19 protein-coding genes are annotated in these 21,363 nt (G+C 61.1%); 13 read left to right on the top strand and 6 right to left on the bottom strand.

What is annotated here, in order from left to right:
- Positions 1-26: 26 nt before the first annotated feature.
- Positions 27-695, top strand: a complete 669-nt coding sequence (locus M1E04_RS20780) for a hypothetical protein (protein ID WP_065987576.1) — start codon at positions 27-29, stop codon at positions 693-695.
- A 189-nt stretch (positions 696-884) separates the two neighbouring features.
- Positions 885-1,901 carry a LacI family DNA-binding transcriptional regulator gene (locus M1E04_RS20785; RefSeq protein WP_065987577.1) on the top strand — a complete coding sequence of 339 codons (1,017 nt, stop codon included), beginning with the start codon at positions 885-887 and terminating at the stop codon, positions 1,899-1,901.
- Between the two features lie 495 nt (positions 1,902-2,396).
- Here M1E04_RS20785 and M1E04_RS20790 read toward each other — a convergent pair whose 3' ends face one another.
- The 6 genes from M1E04_RS20790 to M1E04_RS20815 form a co-directional block, all read right to left on the bottom strand.
- Positions 2,397-3,134 carry an SDR family oxidoreductase gene (locus M1E04_RS20790; protein WP_296309422.1) on the bottom strand — a complete coding sequence of 246 codons (738 nt, stop codon included), beginning with the start codon at positions 3,132-3,134 and terminating at the stop codon, positions 2,397-2,399.
- 2 nt (positions 3,135-3,136) lie between these two features.
- Complete coding sequence (locus M1E04_RS20795) at positions 3,137-4,669, bottom strand: FGGY-family carbohydrate kinase (RefSeq protein ID WP_192132926.1); 1,533 nt, start codon at positions 4,667-4,669, stop codon at positions 3,137-3,139.
- 186 nt (positions 4,670-4,855) lie between these two features.
- Positions 4,856-5,941, bottom strand: a complete 1,086-nt coding sequence (locus M1E04_RS20800) for an alcohol dehydrogenase catalytic domain-containing protein (protein WP_410936012.1) — start codon at positions 5,939-5,941, stop codon at positions 4,856-4,858.
- Between the two features lie 68 nt (positions 5,942-6,009).
- A complete protein-coding gene (locus M1E04_RS20805; RefSeq protein ID WP_192133276.1) occupies positions 6,010-6,969 on the bottom strand; it encodes an ABC transporter permease subunit in 960 nt (319 codons plus the stop codon).
- A gap of 4 nt (positions 6,970-6,973) precedes the next feature.
- Entirely contained in the window at positions 6,974-8,485 is a 1,512-nt protein-coding gene (locus M1E04_RS20810) for a sugar ABC transporter ATP-binding protein (RefSeq protein ID WP_192173293.1), read from the bottom strand.
- Between the two features lie 120 nt (positions 8,486-8,605).
- The gene (locus M1E04_RS20815) at positions 8,606-9,553 is read right to left on the bottom strand and encodes a substrate-binding domain-containing protein (RefSeq protein WP_065987583.1); all 948 of its coding nucleotides are present in this window, start codon (positions 9,551-9,553) and stop codon (positions 8,606-8,608) included.
- 513 nt (positions 9,554-10,066) lie between these two features.
- Between M1E04_RS20815 and M1E04_RS20820 the strand changes: the two genes are divergently transcribed.
- The 11 genes from M1E04_RS20820 to M1E04_RS20870 all read left to right on the top strand — a co-directional run bounded on the left by M1E04_RS20820 (position 10,067) and on the right by M1E04_RS20870 (position 21,341).
- Complete coding sequence (locus M1E04_RS20820) at positions 10,067-11,323, top strand: OprD family porin (RefSeq protein ID WP_065987584.1); 1,257 nt, start codon at positions 10,067-10,069, stop codon at positions 11,321-11,323.
- Between the two features lie 253 nt (positions 11,324-11,576).
- Positions 11,577-12,401 carry an NAD-dependent epimerase/dehydratase family protein gene (locus M1E04_RS20825; protein WP_369318949.1) on the top strand — a complete coding sequence of 275 codons (825 nt, stop codon included), beginning with the start codon at positions 11,577-11,579 and terminating at the stop codon, positions 12,399-12,401.
- Between the two features lie 66 nt (positions 12,402-12,467).
- Entirely contained in the window at positions 12,468-13,355 is an 888-nt protein-coding gene (locus M1E04_RS20830; RefSeq protein ID WP_192132933.1) for an SMP-30/gluconolactonase/LRE family protein, read from the top strand.
- A gap of 82 nt (positions 13,356-13,437) precedes the next feature.
- The gene (locus tag M1E04_RS20835; protein ID WP_296307478.1) at positions 13,438-14,421 is read left to right on the top strand and encodes a TRAP transporter substrate-binding protein; all 984 of its coding nucleotides are present in this window, start codon (positions 13,438-13,440) and stop codon (positions 14,419-14,421) included.
- Between the two features lie 63 nt (positions 14,422-14,484).
- Entirely contained in the window at positions 14,485-15,012 is a 528-nt protein-coding gene (locus M1E04_RS20840) for a TRAP transporter small permease (RefSeq protein WP_065987588.1), read from the top strand.
- Entirely contained in the window at positions 15,012-16,292 is a 1,281-nt protein-coding gene (locus tag M1E04_RS20845; RefSeq protein WP_065987589.1) for a TRAP transporter large permease, read from the top strand. Before M1E04_RS20840 ends, M1E04_RS20845 begins: the two co-directional genes overlap by 1 nt.
- Before the next feature lie 362 nt (positions 16,293-16,654).
- Positions 16,655-17,416, top strand: a complete 762-nt coding sequence (locus tag M1E04_RS20850) for a hypothetical protein (protein ID WP_456291971.1) — start codon at positions 16,655-16,657, stop codon at positions 17,414-17,416.
- A 165-nt stretch (positions 17,417-17,581) separates the two neighbouring features.
- On the top strand, positions 17,582-18,493 hold the full coding sequence (locus tag M1E04_RS20855) for a TauD/TfdA dioxygenase family protein (RefSeq protein ID WP_410936006.1): 912 nt from the start codon (positions 17,582-17,584) through the stop codon (positions 18,491-18,493).
- A gap of 34 nt (positions 18,494-18,527) precedes the next feature.
- Positions 18,528-19,643: an ABC transporter substrate-binding protein gene (locus tag M1E04_RS20860; protein WP_410936005.1), complete on the top strand. Its 1,116-nt coding sequence runs from the start codon at positions 18,528-18,530 to the stop codon at positions 19,641-19,643.
- A 4-nt stretch (positions 19,644-19,647) separates the two neighbouring features.
- On the top strand, positions 19,648-20,556 hold the full coding sequence (locus tag M1E04_RS20865; RefSeq protein WP_296307484.1) for an ABC transporter permease: 909 nt from the start codon (positions 19,648-19,650) through the stop codon (positions 20,554-20,556).
- A complete protein-coding gene (locus M1E04_RS20870; RefSeq protein WP_192132943.1) occupies positions 20,553-21,341 on the top strand; it encodes an ABC transporter permease in 789 nt (262 codons plus the stop codon). The genes M1E04_RS20865 and M1E04_RS20870 overlap by 4 nt, the downstream gene beginning before the upstream one ends.
- Positions 21,342-21,363: the final 22 nt, after the last annotated feature.

Consider the following 21,363-nt stretch of genomic DNA (forward strand, 5'->3'; position numbering starts at 1 on the left):
ATCTACAACTTGTTAAGTCAGCACTGATGCGTTTCGCCGTCATGCTGACGCTGACGCTCTTCAGTATCGGCATGGTGTTCATCGACATCTTTGTCGCCAAGACCGACATTCTCGAAACCTCGTTCACCGAGGTCAGCCAGGAAGTCATGCTGGCGCTCATCGCCGGTGTGTTCTGGCTTTCGGCGCGCCAGCCAGGGCAACGTGGCGTTGGCATCCTGATTGGCGGCTTCTTCGCCTGCATGCTGATCCGTGAGCTGGACGGGTTGTTTGACCCGATCAGTCACAGTTTCTGGCTGTGGCCTGCACTGCTGACGGCTGGTACCTGCGTCTATAAGGCATTGGGTTACAGGAACGCGTGGCGCGACGTGGTCTCGGGGTTGGCTCGTTTTTCAGTGCGCCCGGCCTTCGGTTTCGTCATGGCGGGCCTGTTGGTGCTGATCTTCTCGCGACTCTTCGGCATGGGCTCGCTGTGGCACGGCATCCTTCAGGGCGGCTACGCGCGACTGGCGAAAACCACCGTCGAAGAAGGGGTCGAATTGCTGGCCTACAGCATCTGCCTGAGCGGCGCGCTGGATTACATCCTTGAACTGCGCCGCGAGCTTTCGCGCTTTGACGAGTTCACCGAATTGCAGATTTCCATGCCCGTCAAAGCCAGACCTCGTGCCGTCGCCGAGGCCATGGAAACCAGCATCTAAACCCGGCGCCTGCGTATTGGCCGAGCGTCATCGGACGCTCGGCCAACGCCCGAAAATAAAGCCATCGGTTTGCCTGTCAGGCCCGACATCGGCATCCCTTTGGCGCCCTCCATCGTGCTAGCCTTGGCACTCTTTGGAGGGATGCGACTGCCCCGCAGGTTGTCCCGGATTTCAGGCAGCCAATCGCCCATGAGCAAGAAAACCCCCGTCACCATTTCCGACATCGCCCGCCGCGTGAACATGACGCCTGTCACTGTTTCCCGGGCGCTGAACAAACCCGATCTGGTCAAGCCCGCCACCCTGGCGCGCATTCTGGAAGTGGCGCAAGAACTCGATTACGTCCCCAATGCCTTTGCCCGCAGCCTCAAGCGCAGCGAGAGCATGATCATCGGTGTCATTACCGCGTCGGTGGACAACCCCTTCTACAGCGAGATGATCAAAGCGATCTCCCGCGAGGCGAAAACCCGTGGTTACACCATCATGCTGGTGGACACCGACGGCTCTGAAGAACTCGAGGCCAAGGCGGTGGATACGCTGCTCAGTTACCGCGTAGCCGGCATCGTGCTGTCGCCGGTGTCGGACGAGCCGGCTTACCAGCCGGTCTATCTCAGTCGCCTGAGCAACGGCGACATTCCCGTGGTGCAACTGGACCGCGCGCTGCCTGCCAGCCCGTTCAGCCATGTGGTGCTCGATAACTATCACAGCGGCCTGAAAGGCGCCCGTTACCTGCTGGCGCAAAGCCCGTCGATGCGTCGCATGCTGGTGCTGACCGGCCCTGCGCATTCGCGGATTTCCGAGGAACGCCTGAAGGGCGTGAAGGCGGCGATCGCCGAGAGCGGCAAGCCGGTGCAAGTGGATGTGTTTGCCGGTGACTACACGCTGGAGCCGTCGCATCAGAGCACACTGGATTACCTGCGCGACCACCCGCTGCCGGACGCGATTTTCGGCTTCAATCAGCTCATCACCCTGGGCGCCATGAAAGCCCTGCGCGACCGCGATATCGCCCACAACAGCGTGGCCATCTGCGGCATTGACCGGCTGCCCTTCGCCGACATCTTCGGCATCCCCATCGCCTGCATCGCCCACGATGCGTCGCTGGCGGGAAGCAGCGCGGTGAAACTGCTGCTGGAGCGAATCGAGGATCGGCATCTGCCGAAGGCGCAGGTGGTGATTGTCGGGGAGCTGGAGAATGGCGTTAGCGGGTGATTTTTCATCCGCAACCCTCGCTGTGAAACCTACGAGTTCTCAGGGCAGATGCAGATCTTGTGGGAGTGAGCTTGCTCACGAAGGCGGCAGTACATTCGCTAAATCCCCTTCGCCTGGAATGACGCCTTCGCGAGCAAGCTCGCTCCCACAGGAAGTGTGGCTGATCCGCAATACTGTCGGCGCCTGGGCTGGCCTCTTCCCGGCTAAAGCCGGTCCCACTAAAAGCAGCGCGTGCATTCAGTGGGACCGGCTTCAGCCGGGAAGCTTTTGATCTTGATCGTTCCGCCGCTCTGCGTGGGAATGCATCCCGTGACGCTCCGCGTCACCTCCCCCGGCCTGGATGCGCGTCGTCTGCGGGACGCAGAGCGTCCGGGGCGGCGTTACCACGCGGAGCGTGGGAACGATCAAAAGGGGGATTTTGGCTTGATGACAACTATAGAATCTCCCACAAGAGGCTCGCAACAAGCCTCAACACTTGCGTCAAAACCGAGCGTCCTAGCGGCTCGTATATCCCCCATCAATCGGCAGCGACACACCGCTGATCATCGATGCTGCGCTGCTCAGCAGGAACAGGATTGGGGCCGCGACTTCTGCGGTTTCGGCGAAGCGGCCGAGGGGAATCGCCGCCAGCGCCGGGTCGCGTTTGCTCGGCTCGCTCCAGGCCATCTGCGCCATGGGCGTCAGGGTCACCGTAGGGTTGACGCTGTTGACGCGAATCCCATGGCGACCCCATTCGCCACACTGCACCCGGGTCATGGCGTCCATCGCGCCCTTCGACGCGCAATAGCTCAGATGGTCATCCAGCGCCACCAACGAAGCCTGACTCGACACGTTGACGATGCTCCCCGCCACACCTTCGGCGATCATCCTCTTCGCCAGCGCTCCCGCGATCATCGCCGCCGCCCGCACATTGACCGACATGACCTGATCGAACGCCCCGGCGCTCACCTCGGTCGCGGACTCCAGTATGGAAATCCCGGCGCAGTTGACCAGCCCGTGCATCACCGGCAAGTCCGCCAACACTGCGGCCAATGACGGCTGATCGGCCACGTCCACGCGCAACGCCACACAGCCCTGCCCTGCCAGGTTTTCCAGCGCCGCTGCATCGCGGCCCATCGCATACACCTCGGCGCCGCTGTTCAGCAGTTGCTGCGCGACCTCCCAGCCAATGCCGCTGCTGGCGCCGGTGACCAGAACGCGCTGGCCGCTGAAATCAAATTGGGCGGTGTTCACAGTCACGCTCCCTGCAAGCGATGCATGATGGGTTTCAGCGCCGGATACAGCGCCACGTAATCGGCGAACAGTCGCGAATACAACTCGACGTTCTCCGCTTGAGGCTCGGCCCGGCGCTCGAGTTGAACCCAGCCTTTATGAACCTGCGCCTCGTCCACCAGACCGACCGCGTGGGCGGCGAGCAAAGCTGCACCGAGCGCCGCTTCGACTTCCTGGACGATGGTGTAGACCGGGAAGTTGGTGACGTCAGCGATGATCTGCATCCACAGGTCCGAGTGGCTGCCGCCGCCGACCACGATCAGCCGAGGGTCCAGGGATTGCGCGCCTTTTGTGCCCGCTTCGATGTTGTGCCGAAGCGCGAAGGTGACGCCTTCGAGCACCGCGCGGTACAGGTGAATCCGGCTGTGATAGAGGCTCAGCCCGACAAAGCTGCCGCTGGCTCTGGCGTCCCACACCGGGCTGCGCTCGCCCATCAGGTAAGGCTGGAACAGCACGCCGTCACTGCCGGCCGGAATCTTCATCGCGGCGCGTTCGAGTATGACGTGGCTGTCTTCGCCGCTCTCGCGACCCTGCTGCTCTTCGGCCTGGCAGAACTGCTCGCGAAACCAGCTGACCGAGGCGCCGGCGGTGATCGCGCCGCCGAAGATGTAGAGGTCTTTGGCGCCGTTGAAGACGTGGGGAAAACTGACCAGACCATGCCGGGCATCGACCTGCTGATTGAGGTAGCCCCAGCACATGCTGGTGCCGATCATGGCCACGTGGTTGCCGGCCTGGGTAACGCCTGCGGCGAAGGTCGCCATGGCGGCATCGACCCCGCCCCCAAGCAGCGGAATGTCAGGGCTAAGCCCAAGCCGATCGGCCCATTCGGGTAACAGACCGCCGACCACCTCACCGGAGTGAACCAGCCGCTCGGGCATCATCGACGCCGGGATGCCCAGCGCGTCGAGCATCTCTGCCGACCAGCCCCGTGCCTTGACGTCGTAGACGCCGCCGATGTTGCCGGCAGAGCTGTGGTCCACCGCAACCTCGCCGGTCAGGCAGTAATTGACGTAGCTGTTGGGCGGCAGCAGGTAGCGCGTGTCGGCCCAGACTTGCGGCTGCTTGTCCTTGAGCCAGAGCATTTTGGTGAAGCCGTAATAACTGTCCACCGCATTGCCGGTGATCGCGTACAGCCGCTCCAAATCCACGTGCTGATTGACCCACTCGACCTGTTCCTCAGCGCGGCGGTCCATCCAGATCAGGCACGGATACAAGGGTTTGATCTGCGCATCGACCGCAATGCCGGAGCCGCCGTACAGGCTGCTGACACACAGGGCTTTGACGCTGTCTTTGGGCAACGCGCTCTTGCGCATGCAGGCGGCGACGCAGATTTCCACGGCGTCGAGCCAGACCTGTGGCCATTGCTCAGCCCAGCGCGGTTTGGGGGTGTCGACCTTATAACTGTGGCTGTGCTGCGCGACGATCCGGCCCTGACCATCGACCAGCAATGCCTTGGTGCTTTGGGTGCCGATGTCGACACCGATGACGTAATCCATCCGGGTGCGCTCTAGTTGTTATTGGAGTGCTACGCAAAACCTGTAGGAGCGTGGCTTGTCCCGCGATCGACCGGGAACCGGTCGCAATCATGAGGCCACGGTATGCCTGATTCACCGCGTGGCGAGGTTTGCTGCCGGTGCCCGGCAGATCGCGGGACAAGCCACGCTCCTACAGAATGGGGGTTATCAGTTCACCGGTTTGAGCAGCACTTTGATCGACTTGGTCGAGTCTGCCAGGGCGAACGCTTCGGCGTAGTCGTCCAGACCGAAGTCGTGGGTGACGATGCCTTCCGACGTCACCAGCCCGCGCTCGAACAGGTCGATGGCAATCGGGTAGCAATACGGGCCCAAGTGAGCGCCGCGCACGTCGAGTTCTTTACGGTCGCCGATGATGGACCAGTCAGCGCTGGTCTCGGCGCCGAACACGCTGAACTCTACAAAACGGCCCAGCTTACGGATCAGATCAAGACCCTGAGTCACCCCGATCGGCACGCCCGTGGTCTCGATGTAAACGTCGCAGCCATAGCCGTCGGTGAGGCCGCTGATGATCTCTTTGGCATTGTCGCGGCTCGGGTTGATCACCACGTCGGCGCCGAATTTTTTCGCCAGCTCCAGGCGCTCGTCGACCATGTCGATGACCACCAGCTTCTTCGGCGTTTTCAGCGCAGCGACCTGCACCATGCACAGCCCCAGGGTGCCGGCGCCGGCGATCACCAGCACGTCGTCGAGCTGAACATCACCGCGGTTCACCGTGTGAATCGAGCAGGCCATCGGCTCGATCAACGCCGAATCTTCCAGCGAAACCGACTCGGGAATGTGATGCACGATAGCGGTCTTCGGGATGCGCATGTACTGCGCCATGCCGCCCTCGGCGACGTCCTTCTGGAAGCCAAAGATGTTGTGCACTTCGCACATCCAGTACTTGCCGGATTTGCAGAACTTGCACTTCTCGCACGGGACGATCTGCTCGGCGATGACCTTGTCACCCACCTTCACGCCGAAGTGCTCTTCAGCGCCCTCGCCCACCGAATCCACATAGCCGAAAAATTCGTGGCCCGGCACCACGGGCGCCTTGACCCACGGGCTCTCGCCGCCCCAGAACATCGCCGCGCCTGAGTGGCATTTGCAGTCACTGGCGCAGATCCCGCAGGCACCGATGCGAATCACCAGTTCATTGGCCCGCGCAACGGGCTTGCTGATCTGCTCCAGACGGTAGTCTTTCGGCGCATGGCAGACGACGGCCTGCATGGTATTTGTTGTGTTTTGTTCCATGTCGGTTCACCTGTTTTGATCGTTGGATGGCGTGTAGAAGCGAGCTTCTACACGCGCTGCTTTTCGGTTTATTTATGCCGCTGCCGACTGATGAAGATCGCCAGCAAAATGATTCCGCCCTTGATCACGCTCTGCACATAAGGCGAGACGCCGAGCATATTCAGGCCGTTGTTCAGCACGCCCAGCAGCATCGCGCCCACCAGCGTGCCAATGATCACGCCGCGCCCGCCGGCAATCGAGGCGCCGCCCAGCACCACGGCCGCAATGGCGTCCAGCTCGAAGCCGACGCCCGCGTTCGGTTGCCCGCTCATCAGCCGCGACGACAACACCAGCCCGGCAATCGCTGCCGTCAGCCCGCTGATCGAGTACACCAGCAGCTTGAACCGCGAGGCGCGCACGCCGGACAGGCGCACGGCTTCTTCATTACCGCCGATGGCGTAAACGTAGCGGCCAACCCGCGTGTGCTGCAGCAGCACCCAGGCGAAGAAGTAGGTCGCCAGCATGATCAGAATCGGCACTTGGATGCCGAACAGCGTGCCGCGTCCGAACCAGGCGAACCAGTCCGGCATCCCTGCAATCGGGTAGCCGTCGGTGTACATCAGGCCCAGCCCGCGCGCGATGCCCATGGTCGCCAGCGTGACGATGATCGGCGGCATTTTCAGGTACGCGACGAAGATGCCGTTGCCCACTCCGAAGCCCACGCCAATCAGCAAACCGATGAGGATGGCGATCGGCGCCGGCACGCCTGCGACCATCAGTCCGGTGGTCAGCGTGCCGGACAAGGCCATCACCGGACCGACCGACAAATCGATGCCGCCGGTGAGGATCACGCAGGTCATGCCGACCGCGATGATGGCGTTGATAGACACTTGGCGGGCGATGTTTTCCAGGTTCGCCCCAGTGAGAAACTTGTCGCTGGCGAAGATCATGAAGACCGTCACCACCACCAGGCCAATGAAGGGATAGAAGGCGGGCGAGCGGATCAATCGGGCGAAGTTGAGCTGCATCCGGTTGGGTTGCGCGTTCATGGGTTTAATGGAGGTGTTCACTGTTCAGACTCCCGGTGGCGTGGCGCATCACTTCCTGCGGATTGATGGCCGAAGCCTCCAGCACGTTGACGATGGCGCCCTTGTTGAAAACGGCCACGCGGTCGCACATACCGATGATTTCCGGCAGTTCCGAAGAGATCATGATGATCGCGAAGCCTTGTTCGGTGAGTGTGCGCATCAGGGTGTAGATCTCCGCTTTCGCGCCGACGTCGATGCCTCGGGTCGGCTCGTCGAAGATCAGGATGTCGCAGTGGTGATTGATCCAGCGCGCGATCACCACCTTCTGCTGATTGCCGCCGCTGAGATTAATGACCCGGCTTTCACAGCTCGGCGCCTTGATCGACAGCTGCTTCATCAGTTGAGCGGTGGTGGTGTCTTCCTTGTGCCGATCAAGCAGGTGCGCCGCGCCTTCGTACTTGCCCAGATTGTTCAGGGAGATGTTCTCGCGGATGCTGAAATCCACAATCAGCCCTTCGCTCTTGCGGCTTTCCGGCAACAAACCGATGCCACTGGCCAGCGCCTGCGCCGGATCATTGAGGTGCGCAGGCTGCCCCCGCAACAGTACGTCCTTGCTGACCACCGGCAACGCGCCGATCACCCCCAGCGCCAGTTCCGTGCGCCCGGACCCTACCAGCCCGGCAAAGCCGAGAATCTCGCCCTTGTGCAGATTGAAACTGTTGTGCGGCCCGTTGCGGGTCAGCTGGATGTCACGCACTTGCAGCACCACTTCGCCTTGGGCCCGGGACTGCTTGGGCGGAAAGCTCGCTTCCAGACGCCGCCCCACCATCATCTCCACCAGCGTGTCGATGTCACTGTTGGCGACGGTCAGTGCGCCGACGTTGGCGCCATCGCGCAGCACGCTGATGCGGTCGCAGACCTGAAAGATCTCTTCCAGATGGTGGGAGATGAAGATCACCGCCACGCCCTGGCTTTTCAGCTCGCGCATGATGTCGAACAGCAGCTCGGCCTCGGACGGCGTCAGGGTGGCGGTGGGTTCGTCGAGAATCAGCAAACGCGCTTCAAGGGCCAGTGCCTTGGCGATCTCGACAAACTGCTGCTCGGCCACGCTCAAGTGCTGCACCGAACAATCCAGATTGATCTTCACGCCGAGGCGGTCGAACAGCGCGATGGCCTTCTCGCGCATCTCGCCTTTGCGCAGCAAGCCGAAGCCGTTGACGATCTCGTGGCCGAGGAAAATGTTCTCCACGGCATTGAGATAGGGGATCAGGCTGAACTCCTGAAAGACAATGCCGATGCCGGCGGCAATGGCCTCGTTGTAGGTCGCGAAATGCTGCTCCGCGCCGTCAATGAGAATGCTGCCTTTGTCCTGATGCTCGACGCCCGCGAGGATCTTCATCAGGGTCGATTTGCCCGCACCGTTTTCACCGAGCAGCGCGTGAATTTCGCCGCGCTCCACTTGCAGGTTGATCGACTTGAGCGCCTGCACGCCGGGGTAGCTTTTACAGATGTTTTCCAATTGCAGAAGGCAGCTCATGGGCACCTCGTCGCAGCAGAATATCGCTGCGCAACTCACCAAAATCCGGGGCCTAAGTCCTTGGCCAGAACCCGTGGCGCCCGCCTGACCAAAAACCTCAGGCGAGCAGCGCCACGGCCGTTACCAGGTGAAGGTTTTCGCCTTCGCCTGATCCACCAGCAGGATGTCGACCGGAATGGTCGCCGGGACTTGTGAGCCCCACTTCTTGGCGAGCGCCAGCCCGAGGGCCAGACGTACCTGATCGCGTGGGTATTGAGCGGAAGTGGCGATGAACTTGCTGTTGGGCTTCTGGATTTCCTTGATGGCTTCGGGCGCGCCGTCGACGCTGGTCAGCTTGACGTCCATGCCGCTGGACTCGATGGCAGCCAGCGCGCCGAGTGAGCCGTTGTCGTTGACGCTGAACAGGCCTTTGAGAGTGGGCTGCGCCTGCAGCATGTTTTCAGTCACGGTCAGCGCCTGATCACGCTCCTGCTTGCCGTTCTGGATGCTGACAATCTTGATGTCTTTGTACTTGCCCAGGGCTTCCTTGCAGCCGCGTACGCGCTCAAGAATCGGCACTACCGCGATGCCGTCGAGAATCCCGACGTCGCCCTTGCCGCCGATGTTCTTGGCCAGGTAATCGCAGGCCTGCACCCCGGCGTCGAAGTTCTTCGAGCCAACGAACGAGTCCAGCGGGCCATTGGCCTGTGCGTCCACTGCGACGACCACCACGCCTTTGTCATGGGCCTGCTTGACCGCGGACTGAACGCCCACCGAATCGGTCGGGTTGATGATCAGGATATCGATGCCTTTCTGCAGCATGTCTTCGATGTCGCTGATCTGCTTGGACACGTCATGGCGCGCGTCAGTGACCAGCAGCGTTGCACCGATGCTGGCAGTGGCGTCCTGAAGAGCGTCCTTCATGGTCACGAAATACGGGTTGTTGATCTCTTGAAACGACGCACCGATCTTCAGCGGACCGGTCTTGGCGGCGTCTGCGGCTTGAACGTTGAGGGCGCTGCCGCAGGCGACAGCCACGGCGAGGGAACAGAGAACGGCGGAGAAGCCCTTCTTGAGGCGAGTTGTCATAGCGAAAAATCCCGTTGTTTTTATTTTTAAAGCGGAAATGTCATCGTTAACATTTTCGAAATTAGCAGAGAAACGGGGGGGCCGCAATATCCGCTGGCAACCGTTGGTAAGGCTGGCAAGACGACCGTTGGCGAGTTTCCTCGCCCCGCGCGTTGACAGTCTAAAGATCTCTGCCGATACTCAAGATCGCGTTGTACGACAACGCATAACTGATAACAAAAATAAAAAGGAATGCTTCCATGACGATGACAGTCAATCGGCGCCTGTCGCCCCAAGAAATCCGCCCCACCTCCCCTTCTCATTCTGTTGACCCCGCTGTGCCTGTGTCCGCGCGTGCGCCTGTGTTTGCCCACGCCGCCACCGCGAGGGACTGATCGACGACGGCCGTTTCGATCAGCCAGTGAGCCTCATTCAAAACCGGTGACTTGAGCACCCATGTCCACGCCTTCGGCGCCTCGGCGGCGACCTCCGGTGCGGGACCGTTTTGTCAGCAGAAAGGGAGAACAATAAGAAATGAAGATCCAGACCAACCGTTCGTGGCTGTTGCTTGGCGCCGGCAGCGTCGCGTTCAGCCTGCCATTGATGAGCCTCGCTGAAGGTTTTATCGATGACACCAAAGCCACGCTCAACCTGCGCAATGCCTACTTCAACCGCAACTTCACCAATGCGGCGAACCCTCAGAACTACGCCGAAGAGTGGACGCAAAACTTCATCCTCGACGTGAAATCGGGCTTCACCCCGGGCACGGTCGGCTTCGGCCTCGATGTGCTGGGCCTGTACTCGCAAAAGCTCGATGGCGGCAAGGGCACGGGCGGCACTCAGTTGTTGCCGATCCATGACGACGGGCGCCCCGCCGACAATTTTGGCCGCCTGGGTGTGGCGGCGAAGGCGCGGCTTTCCAACACCGAACTGAAGATCGGCGAGTGGATGCCGGTGCTGCCGATCCTGCGCTCCGATGACGGTCGTTCTCTGCCGCAAACCTTCCGCGGCGGGCAGATCACCTCCAAGGAGATCGCCGGCCTGACGCTGTACGGCGGCCAGTTCCGCGGCAACAGCCCGCGCAACGATGCGAGCATGGAAGACATGTTCATGAACGGTAAATCCGCTGCGTTCAAGTCGGACCGCTTCAACTTTGGCGGCGGCGAATACACCTTCAACGAGAAGCGCACTCAGGTCGGGCTCTGGTACGCGCAGCTGGAAGACGTCTACCAGCAGGAGTTCCTCAACGTTATCCACAAGCAACCCATCGGCGACTGGACCCTGGGCGCCAACCTGGGCTACTTCCTCGGCAAAGAGGACGGCAACAAGCTGGCCGGCGAGCTGGATAACAAGACCGCCTACGCGATGCTTTCCGCTAACTACAAGGGCAACACCGTCTACCTCGGCCTGCAAAAGGTCTATGGCGATGACCAGTGGATGCGCGTCAACGGCACCAGCGGCGGCACGCTGGCCAACGACAGTTACAACTCCAGCTACGACAACGCCAAGGAACGCTCCTGGCAACTGCGTCACGACCTGGATTTTGCGATATTCGGCGTCCCCGGCCTGACAATGATGAACCGCTACATCAGCGGCGATAACGTGCACACCGGTACCGTGACCGACGGCAAGGAGTGGGGACGCGAGTCCGAGCTGGCGTATACGGTGCAAAGCGGTACGTTCAAGAGCCTGAACGTCCGGTGGCGCAACTCCTCGATGCGGCGTGATTACAGCACCAACGAGTTCGACGAAAACCGAGTGTTTGTCAGCTACCCGATCTCGCTGATGTAAGCGTTCAAGCGTCGTGCCGGGCAGTCAGTGGGACCGGCTTTAGCCGGGAAAGCGTCGGGCGTCACACTGCAAACTGCAGGCACGGCATTCTCCCGGTAGCTGCGCTGTTCGGACGACATGTACAAACCGGCGTCAAAGGGGCTTACACCTTCGTCGCGTTGACAAAATTTGTGGGCCCTGTCGATAATCCCGCAAGCGTCATACGACAACCGATGACACCATAAAAACAACATCAGAATCAGGGTTTCCCACGATGACTGAATTCAACGCCCAGGCCCCGCTCAACCGCATTTTGCTGACGGGCGCCGCAGGCGGCCTCGGTAAAGTCCTGCGCGAAAGCCTGCGTCCGTTTGCCAAGGTCCTGCGTCTTTCCGATATCGCCGACATGGCACCGGCAGCCGGCCCCCACGAAGAAATCCAGATCTGCGACCTGGCCGACAAAAACGCGGTTCACGAGTTGGTCGAAGGCGTCGACGCCATCGTCCACTTTGGCGGCGTCTCGGTGGAGCGGTCTTTTGAAGAAATCCTCGGCCCGAACATCTGCGGCGTTTTCCACATCTACGAAGCCGCGCGCCGACATGGCGTGAAGCGAGTGATCTTCGCCAGCTCCAACCACGTCATCGGTTTCTACCGTCAGGATGAAGTCATCGACGCCAGCGCCATGCGTCGCCCGGACAGCTATTACGGCCTGTCGAAATCCTACGGTGAAGACATGGCCAGCTTCTATTTCGATCGGTATGGCATCGAAACCGTCAGCATCCGTATCGGCTCCTCATTCCCTGAAGCACAGAACCGCCGCATGCTCGCCAGTTGGCTGAGCTACGACGACCTGACCCAACTGATCGAGCGCGGCCTGTTCACCCCGAACGTCGGCCACACCATCGTTTACGGCGCGTCGGACAACAGCAAGGTCTGGTGGGATAACCGCCTGGCCAATCACTTGGGCTATCAGCCGAAAGACAGCTCCGAGCAGTTTCGCGCCAAGGTCGAAGCACAACCGATGCCGGCTTCCGACGACCCCGCCATGGTTTATCAGGGTGGTGCATTTGTGGCGAGCGGGCCGTTCGGCGACGAGTAGGCCTCAACGACGGCCAGGCCGACTGCAAGGTCGGCCTCTCATCATAAAAATCAGGGAATGATCGTCATGGAAGCTGAGCTGATTCTCGATGCACGCAACGCAACCGGTGAATCGCCGGTCTGGAACGCCCGGGAACAGGCGCTCTACTGGGTCGACATTCCGGCCCGTCGCCTCCACCGCTGGAGCCCGCAGGACAGTCTCACCACAAGCTGGGAAACGCCGGAAATGCTCGCCTGCATCGCCCGTTACGATGACGGCAGCTGGCTGGCCGGCATGGAAAGCGGCCTGTTCCGCCTTCATCCCCAGGACAATGGCACTGTCGCCACGCAACTGCTGAGCAGCGTCGAGCACGCGACCGACAATATGCGTTTCAACGATGGTCGCTGCGACCGCCAGGGCCGCTTCTGGGCCGGCACCATGTTCATGGACATGGCCAAAACGCTGGCAGTGGGCTCGTTGTATCGCTACAGCGCCGGCCAGCCCGAGCCACTGACCGCGCAGCTCACAGACATGATTGTGCCCAACGGCCTGGGGTTCAGCCCCGACGGTCGCGTCATGTACCTCTCCGACTCCCACCCCTCCGTGCAGAAGATCTGGGCGTTCGATTACGACATCGACACCGGCACGCCGCACAACCGTCGGCTGTTCGTGGACATGAATCACCACGCCGGCCGCCCTGATGGCGCAGCGATCGACGCGGAGGGCTGTTACTGGATCTGCGGCAATGACGAGGGCGTGATCCACCGTTTCACCCCCGCAGGCAAGCTGGATCGATCGCTCAAGGTGCCGGTTAAAAAACCGGCCATGTGTGCCTTCGGCGGCTCAGGCCTGGACACCCTTTACGTCACCTCCATACGCCCCGGCGGGGACATCAGCGACCAGCCGCTGGCCGGCGGCGTGTTCGCGTTAAACCCTGGGGTCAAGGGCCTCGAAGAACCCCCGTTCAACGGCTGAGCCACACCCTCGGCCACCGCTGCGCCGCCGTACCGCTGTCCCGTTCTATCTGAAAAAACAATAACAACACCGGAGAACATCCATGGAATTCAAACGCACGTTGCTCCTCGCCGCACTCCCTCTCGCGCTGTGCCTCGCGAACACAGCGCTGGCGGAAACCAAAATCAAATTCGCTGAAGTACACCCCGCAGGTTATCCACCCGTTGTCGCTGAACAAAACATGGGCAAGAAACTGGAGGAGCAAAGCAAAGGCGAGATCAGCTTCAAGATGTTCGCCGGCGGTGTGCTCGGCTCCGAGAAGGAAGTCGTCGAACAGGTTCAGGCCAACGCCGTCCAGATGACCCGCATCAGCCTCGGCATCGTCGGGCCGGTGGTACCGGACGTGAACGTCTTCAACCTGCCCTTCGTGTTCCGTGATCACGCCCACATGCGCAAGGTTATCGATGGCGAAATCGGCCAGGAAATGCTCGACAAAATCACCAACTCCGAAGCCAAACTGGTCGCCCTGGCCTGGATGGACGGCGGCACCCGCAACCTCTACACCAAGAAGCCGGTACACGACGTAGCCGACCTCAAGGGCATGAAGATCCGCGTGCAGGGCAACCCGGTGTTCATCGACACCATCAACGCGATGGGCGGCAACGGTATTGCCATGGCGACGGGCGAAATTTTCAGCGCCCTGCAGACCGGTGTCATCGACGGCGCCGAGAACAACATGCCCACCCTGCTTGAACACAACCACTATCAGAACGCCAAGTTCTACACCCTGACCGAGCATCTGATCCTGCCGGAGCCTGTGGTGATGTCCAAAGCCGCCTGGGAAAAACTGAACCCGGAACAGCAGGCGCTGGTGAAGAAACTTGCAGTCGAGGCCCAGGCTGAAGAGCGCGTTCTGTGGGACAAGAAGTCGGCCGAAAGCGAGACGAAGCTTAAGGCGGCAGGTGTGGAGTTCATCACGCTGACGCCTGAGCAGAAGAAAGCCTTCTACGACGCGACAGCGGGCGTGCGAGCCAAGTATGGCGCGCCTTACGCTGACTTGATCAAGCGCATCGAAGCGGTCCAATAAGTCCTTCAGCCCGATAGCACGGCGGTGGCGGCCCTGGCCGTCCACCGTCGTTGTGGTGAGCCTATGAAAAACACGATTCTGCGCTTCAATGACGCACTGTATCGCCTCTGCATCGGGATCGCGGGCCTGTCGATGCTGACCATGGCGCTGATCATCCCGTGGGGCATCTTCGCCCGCTACGTCCTGGGTACCGGCTCCAGCTGGCCGGAACCGACTGCCATTCTGTTGATGGTGGTGTTCACCTTCTTTGGCGCCGCTGCCAGTTACCGGGCCGGCGCGCACATGGCCGTGAATATGGCCACTGACCGCCTGCCGGAAAACGCACGCAAGGCTGCCGCCGTGCTGGTGCAAATCCTCATGGCCGTGGTCTGCGTGTTCATGGCGGTCAAGGGCATGAAGCTGTGCCTGAACACCTGGAATCAGTTTCTGGGTGAAATGCCGGGGCTGCGGGTTGGCATCTCCTATCTGCCGATTCCCATCGGTGGCGTACTGACGCTGATCTTCGTTCTGGAGAAGCTGTTTCTGGGTGACCAGCGTCACCGTCGAGTGGTGAGTTACGACGTGGTCGAATCCAGCGAAGAGGCAGCATGATGGACGCATTTATTCTGTTGGGCAGCTTCATCGCACTGATCCTGGTCGGCATGCCGGTGGCGTTCGCTTTGGGCCTGTCTGCGCTGATCGGCGCATGGTGGATCGAGATCCCGTTCGACGCACTGATGATTCAGGTCGCGGGTGGCGTGAACAAGTTCTCGCTGCTGGCGATCCCGTTCTTCGTGCTGGCCGGCGCGATCATGGCCGAGGGCGGCATGTCCCGCAGGCTCGTGGCGTTTGCGGGTGTGCTGGTGGGCTTCGTGCGCGGCGGCCTGTCGCTGGTTAACATCGTCGCCTCGACGTTCTTCGGCGCCATCTCTGGCTCGTCGGTTGCCGACACCGCGTCGGTCGGTTCGGTGCTGATTCCGGAAATGGAGCGCAATGGCTATCCCCGCGACTTCTCCACGGCGGTAACGGTGAGTGGTTCGGTGCAGGCGCTGCTCACACCACCCAGCCACAACTCGGTGCTGTATTCGCTGGCAGCGGGTGGCACCGTATCGATCGCGTCGCTGTTCATGGCCGGGATCATGCCGGGCCTGCTGCTCAGCGCCGTGTTGATGGTGCTGTGCATGATCTTCGCCCGTAAGCGCAACTACCCGAAGGGCGAAGTGATCCCGCTGCGCAAGGCGTTGAAAATTGCCGGTGAGGCCCTGTGGGGCATGATGGCGATGGTGATCATCCTCGGCGGCATCCTGTCGGGGGTGTTCACCGCCACCGAGTCCGCGGCGATCGCTGTGCTCTGGGCGTTCTTCGTCACCATGTTCATCTACCGCGATTACAAATGGCGCGACCTGCCCAAGCTGATGCATCGGGCCGTGCGCACGGTTTCCATCGTGATGATCCTGATCGGTTTCGCCGCCAGCTTCGGCTACATCCTGACGCTGATGGAAATCCCCATGAAGATCACCACAGCGTTTCTGACGCTGTCGGACAACCGCTACGTGATCCTGATGTGCATCAACGTCATGTTGCTGCTGCTGGGCACGGTGATGGACATGGCGCCGCTGATCCTCATCCTCACCCCGATCCTGCTGCCGGTGATCGTCGGCATCGGCGTCGATCCGGTGCACTTCGGGATGATCATGCTGGTCAACCTGGGCATCGGGCTGATAACGCCGCCTGTGGGAGCCGTGCTCTTCGTCGGCGCCGCAGTGGGCAAGGTCACGATCGAGGACACGGTGAAAGCGCTGCTGCCGTTCTATGTCGCACTGTTCCTGGTGCTGATGGCAGTGACGTACATTCCTGCGATCTCGCTGTGGCTGCCGAGCGTGGTGCTGTAAGTCACGTGAAGTGAAAGCGCTAAAAAACGCCCTCTTTCCGAGGGCGTTTTCAGTTATCGCCCCTGGCAGACATCCTGGCCCGTCTCACGGAAGGAACAGGCGCCGACATATTCAGTGACACAAATTCGTTACGTCTCGCCGCCCATCTATTCGGCGCGTTCTTCGCCGATCTGTTTCATAAATGGACGGAAAACCTCGGCTTTTTAGCTGAAAATTAACATTTTGAAATATTACTTCCTTGCGCGTGGATAAAGTTGTGCTAGCTGCTAGGCTCTGGCCTCGCCCGGCTGAACCGGTACATCTCAAGCAGTAGGTCCGACGGGTTTCGCTGTTCCTCGGTCTACGTCATGAGGTTGCGCCAGATGCCTTACACGACTTTTTCGGAAGCTCAGGTTCAGAGCTTGATCAAGGCCATCGACAGTGACGGATACGCTGTCTTGCCGGACTGGGCCAGTTCGTCCCAGCTGGAATCACTGCAAGCACTGGTTGCCCGGACCGTGGCCGATAGCGGCAACGATTACGTGGCCCTCTCTGGCCGACAGGCCGTGCAGGATACGCCGCTGCATGAGTGGGGCTCGTCCCGGGACTTCATCGATTTATGCCGACGCATCGTGGCGGGCGTCACCGGCGATCGTTCAAGCGAAAATGGCATGACCCAGACATTGCGCTGCCTGACCGGCAGCGGCGGGCGTCGCGAATCGCTGATCTTTCACTACGACTCGTTTGTGCTGACCACCATCCTCCCGGTCTGCATGCCCACCAGCGGAGAACGCGGCGACCTGCTGATGCTGCCGAACCGTCGGCCAATCCGCCGCACCTACTTCGCCAACCTGCTCGACAAGGTGCGCGTGGACAACGGCTGGGTGCAGCGCCGCCTCAGGAGCAAAGCCGCGAAGGCTGACAACGCCTTTACCCGCATCGCCATGCAACCCGGCCACCTGTACCTGTTCTGGGGCTATCGCTCGCTGCACACCAACATGCCCGTGGCCGAAGACGCCCTGCGCGCCACGGCGGTGTTTCACTACCACAACGTCCACGGCAGCAGTTCGCTGGCGAGCCGGCTGCGCCGATCACTCGGCACCTGGAAGGACCAGGGTTTGCAGGAGGATGTGCCACAGATGTGAAGTGATCGGGTGATGCCGCAAAACGAAAGGCTTATGACCTTGAGCCTCGGAGATTAATCTGCTGCATAAACTCTCCTTCTATATTTATGCCAAATAGTGATTAGCGAAGCGCCTATTTATATCCTTATGATCTGAGCCTCAATAGCCCAGATCGAGGTCAAGGACATGGCGATTCAGATCAAACCCGTTGCGGGGAAAATCGGTGCCGAGGTGAGCGGCGTCAAACTCTCCGCAGATGTCTCCACGCAGGATTTCGATTTCATTAATCAGGCGCTGCTCACGCACAAGGTGCTTTTCTTCCGTGAGCAGTTTCTCAGCGACGAACAGCATGAGGGCTTCTCCCGCCGCTTCGGTGATCAGGTCCCTCACCCCACCGTTCGCTCCGCCGAGAAAAGCAGCGCCATCCTGCACCTCGACGCCAGGGAAACTCGGGCTAATTCGTGGCACACCGACGTCACCTTCGTCGCCAACTACCCGAAAATCTCGATCCTGCGTGGCGTGGTCATCCCGCCCTACGGCGGCGACACCGTGTGGGCCAACACCGCGGCTGCCTACGCTGACCTCCCCGACAGCCTGAAAACCCTGGCCGACGGCCTCCGCGCGCTGCACACCAACGTCTACGACTACGCGGCACCCCGCGACACCGGCGAAGCGGGCGTGAAACGCTACCGCGAGCAGTTCACCGCCGAAGTCTACGAAACCGAACACCCACTGGTGCGCGTGCACCCTGAAACCGGCGAGCGCAGCCTGTTGCTCGGCCACTTCGTCAAACAGATTCAAGGCGTCAGCAGCAACGACTCGAAACAGCTGATCCGCTTGTTCCACGATCGCATCACGCACCTGGACAACACCGTGCGCTGGCGCTGGAACGAAGGCGACGTGGTGATCTGGGACAACCGCGCCACTCAACACATCGCCGTCAACGACTATGGCCAGGCCGAGCGCGTGGTGCGCCGTACCACTGTCGCAGGCGACATTCCGGTCGGCGTCGACGGACGCGCCAGCCAGGCCATTAAACCCACACCCGAAACCCTCTCGCCCAAGACCGAAGCCGACAAGAAACACCTGGCTGCCTGATCGCGCGTCACCCACTTTCCAAGGAAGAAACGCTATGGCAAATCCCAAGCGAACATCTCTAATCAGCAAGACACGCGTAGCTACCGCACTGGCGGCGCTGCTGATGATGCCCTTGGCCGAAGCCGACGTTCTGCGCATTGGCGTGGCCAGCGCCGGTGGCGGTGATCCGGTCACGTTCAGCGGCTCGTCCCTGGGCATCGTGCGCAACCAGCAGCTCCTTGAAAAAGCCTTCGCCGGCACCGACACCGAAGTGCAGTGGTTCTTCTTCAAGGGCGCCGGGCCGGCCGTCAACGAGGCACTTTCCAATCAGCAACTGGACTTCGCCTACGAAGGCGACTTGCCCGCGGTAGTCGGCCGTTCCAATGGCCTGGACACCAAATTGCTTGCGGCCATCGGCGTGCGCTCAAATGTGTATCTGGCGGTGCCCAAAGGCTCCGAGATCAAGAGCGTCGAAGACCTCAAGGGCAAGAAGGTCGCGGTGTTCCGTGGCACCAACGCCCACCTGGTGTCGATCAAGTTACTGGCCGATCACGGCATGACCGAGCGCGACCTGAAAGTGATCAATCTGGACAGCGGCAGCAGCCAGGCCGCGCTGGCGTCCAAAGGCGTCGATGCCGCATTCGGCGGGCGCGAGCTGTTCAAACTGCGCGATCAAGGGCTGGCCGACATCATCTTCGATAACCCTGACAACAACGTGCGCTATACCCGTCAGTGCGCATTGGTGGTCCGTGGGGATTATGAAAAACAGCACGCCGACAATGTGCAGAAAGTCGTCAACGTGCTGGTCGATGCCGCGCGATGGGAATCCGAAGCCAGCAACCGCGACGCCGTGCTCAACGAGTGGGCGAAGACCAACGAACCGCTGGCCTCGCTGCAAGCCGACTTCGGTGGTCTGGATTTGCGCGACAGCGCGTCACCGCTGGTGGATGCGTTCCTGCGCGACAGCTATCAGGCCGTCGCTGATCAGGCCAGGGACGAGAAGATGATTCGCCGCCCTGTGAGCGTCGAAGGCTGGTTCGACACTCGCTATCTGGACAATGCGCTGAAAGCCAAAGGTCTTGAGCACTACTGGACCGCCTACGGTGCGGACGGCAAAGCCGCGAACACGGCGACGGCGTCTTCGGACAAACCCGCCAACAACGGAGGTTGATGCCATGGCCCGAGCCACCGCTGAAGCGCTTGATCGGCAGCACATTCCTGTGAAAACCCTAGCGCCGGTCAAGCGTCTGCCCAACGCCCCAACCCGCCCCGCTCGGCGAGTTGCGGCGCCAGCATCCACCAAGCCCTGGCTAACCCGCGCGGCCAACGTCGCGCTGGCCTGGTTGCTGCCCATCGTGCTGCTGGGCCTGTGGTACCTCGGCACGGAGCGCGGCTGGTTGTCGGAACAAGTACTGCCGCCTCCCGCGTTCGTTTACCAGACGTTGGGCGATCTGGTCAGCAGCGGCGACTTGTGGCTGAACGCCTCCGCCAGTCTGCAGCGCGTGCTGGTGGGCTTTATGATCGGCTCGGCATTGGGGATCACCCTGGGGCTGGCGATGGGGTTGTCGAAAACCGTCGAAGATTATCTGCTGCCGACGTTCAACGCGCTGGTGCAGATTCCGGTACTGGGCTGGATGCCGTTTGCACTGCTGCTGTTCGGCATCGGCGAGCCGCTGAAATATGTATTGATCGCCCACGCCGCGCTGGTCCCGGTGACGCTGTGTACGCTGCAAGCCTTCCATGAAGTGCCCAAACGCCTGCTGGAAGTGGGCCGCGCGTACGGATTCAGCCAACGCCAGATCGTCACCGACATCGTCCTGCCCTCCGCCGTCGCGCCGATCTTCACCGGCCTGCGTCTGGGATTCACCAAGGCCTGGCTGTCGCTGGTGATGGTTGAGCTGTTGGCGTCCAGCGAAGGGCTGGGCTACCTGATCGCCTATGGTCGGCAGTTGTTTCAGCTGGATCTGGTCATGGCCGCCGTGGTGGTGGTTGGCACCCTCGGGCTACTGATTGATCGCGGTTTCGAATTCATCGAGCGGCGCCTAAACCGAGGCCGTCCGGTCAAGACCGGGAGGTTGGCATGAGCACACTGACAATCCCACACGGCACCCAGACCCACCGCTATCGAGGTTGGGTGGTTCCCCTCTTGGCGGTGGCAGTCTGGTGGCTTGCGTCCAGCCAGGGCTGGAGCAGCTCCGGCTTGTTGGTTTCGCCACAAAAGGTCGCCGTCACCACCTGGGAGCAAGTGACGTCCGGGCAGTTCTGGCGTGCGATTTCCGCCAGTCTTGCCCGCGACCTGAGCGGCTTTTTCATCGGCACCACACTGGGTCTGGTGCTCGGTTGTCTGCTGGGGTTTTCGCGGCTGTTCGAGCGAGTGGTGGGCCCGAGCTTCAACACGTTCAAACAGATCTCGTTGTTCGCCTGGATCCCGCTGATCTCGGTGTGGTTCGGTCTGGGCGACGTCGCCAAAGTGGTGTTCCTGTCCCTCGCAGCACTGGTGCCGGTGGTGGTCAACACGTGCGACGGCTTGCGCAGCGTTTCCCCGGCGCTGCTGGAAGTCGCGAAGGTCTACGGCTTCACCCGCTGGCAGACGATCACCGGCGTCATGCTGCCCGCAGCGCTGCCTTCGATCTTTACCGGTATCTACCTGGCGCTGGTGTATTCGTGGCTGGCGACCATCGGCGCCGAATACCTGCTGGTGTCGGGCAGCGGCATCGGCAATACGCTGATCGATGGCAGCGAGCACTTCATGATGGACCTCGTGCTGTTCGGCATGATCGTCATCGGGCTGGTCGGCTGGGGGCTTAACCTCTTGGCGCGTCTTTTTGAACGACGCCTGCAACGGCTGTACGGCATTGCCCCTCGCTGAGGTCGTCGTGCTCGGCCTCTCC

This window comes from Pseudomonas sp. AK106 (assembly GCF_053903055.1).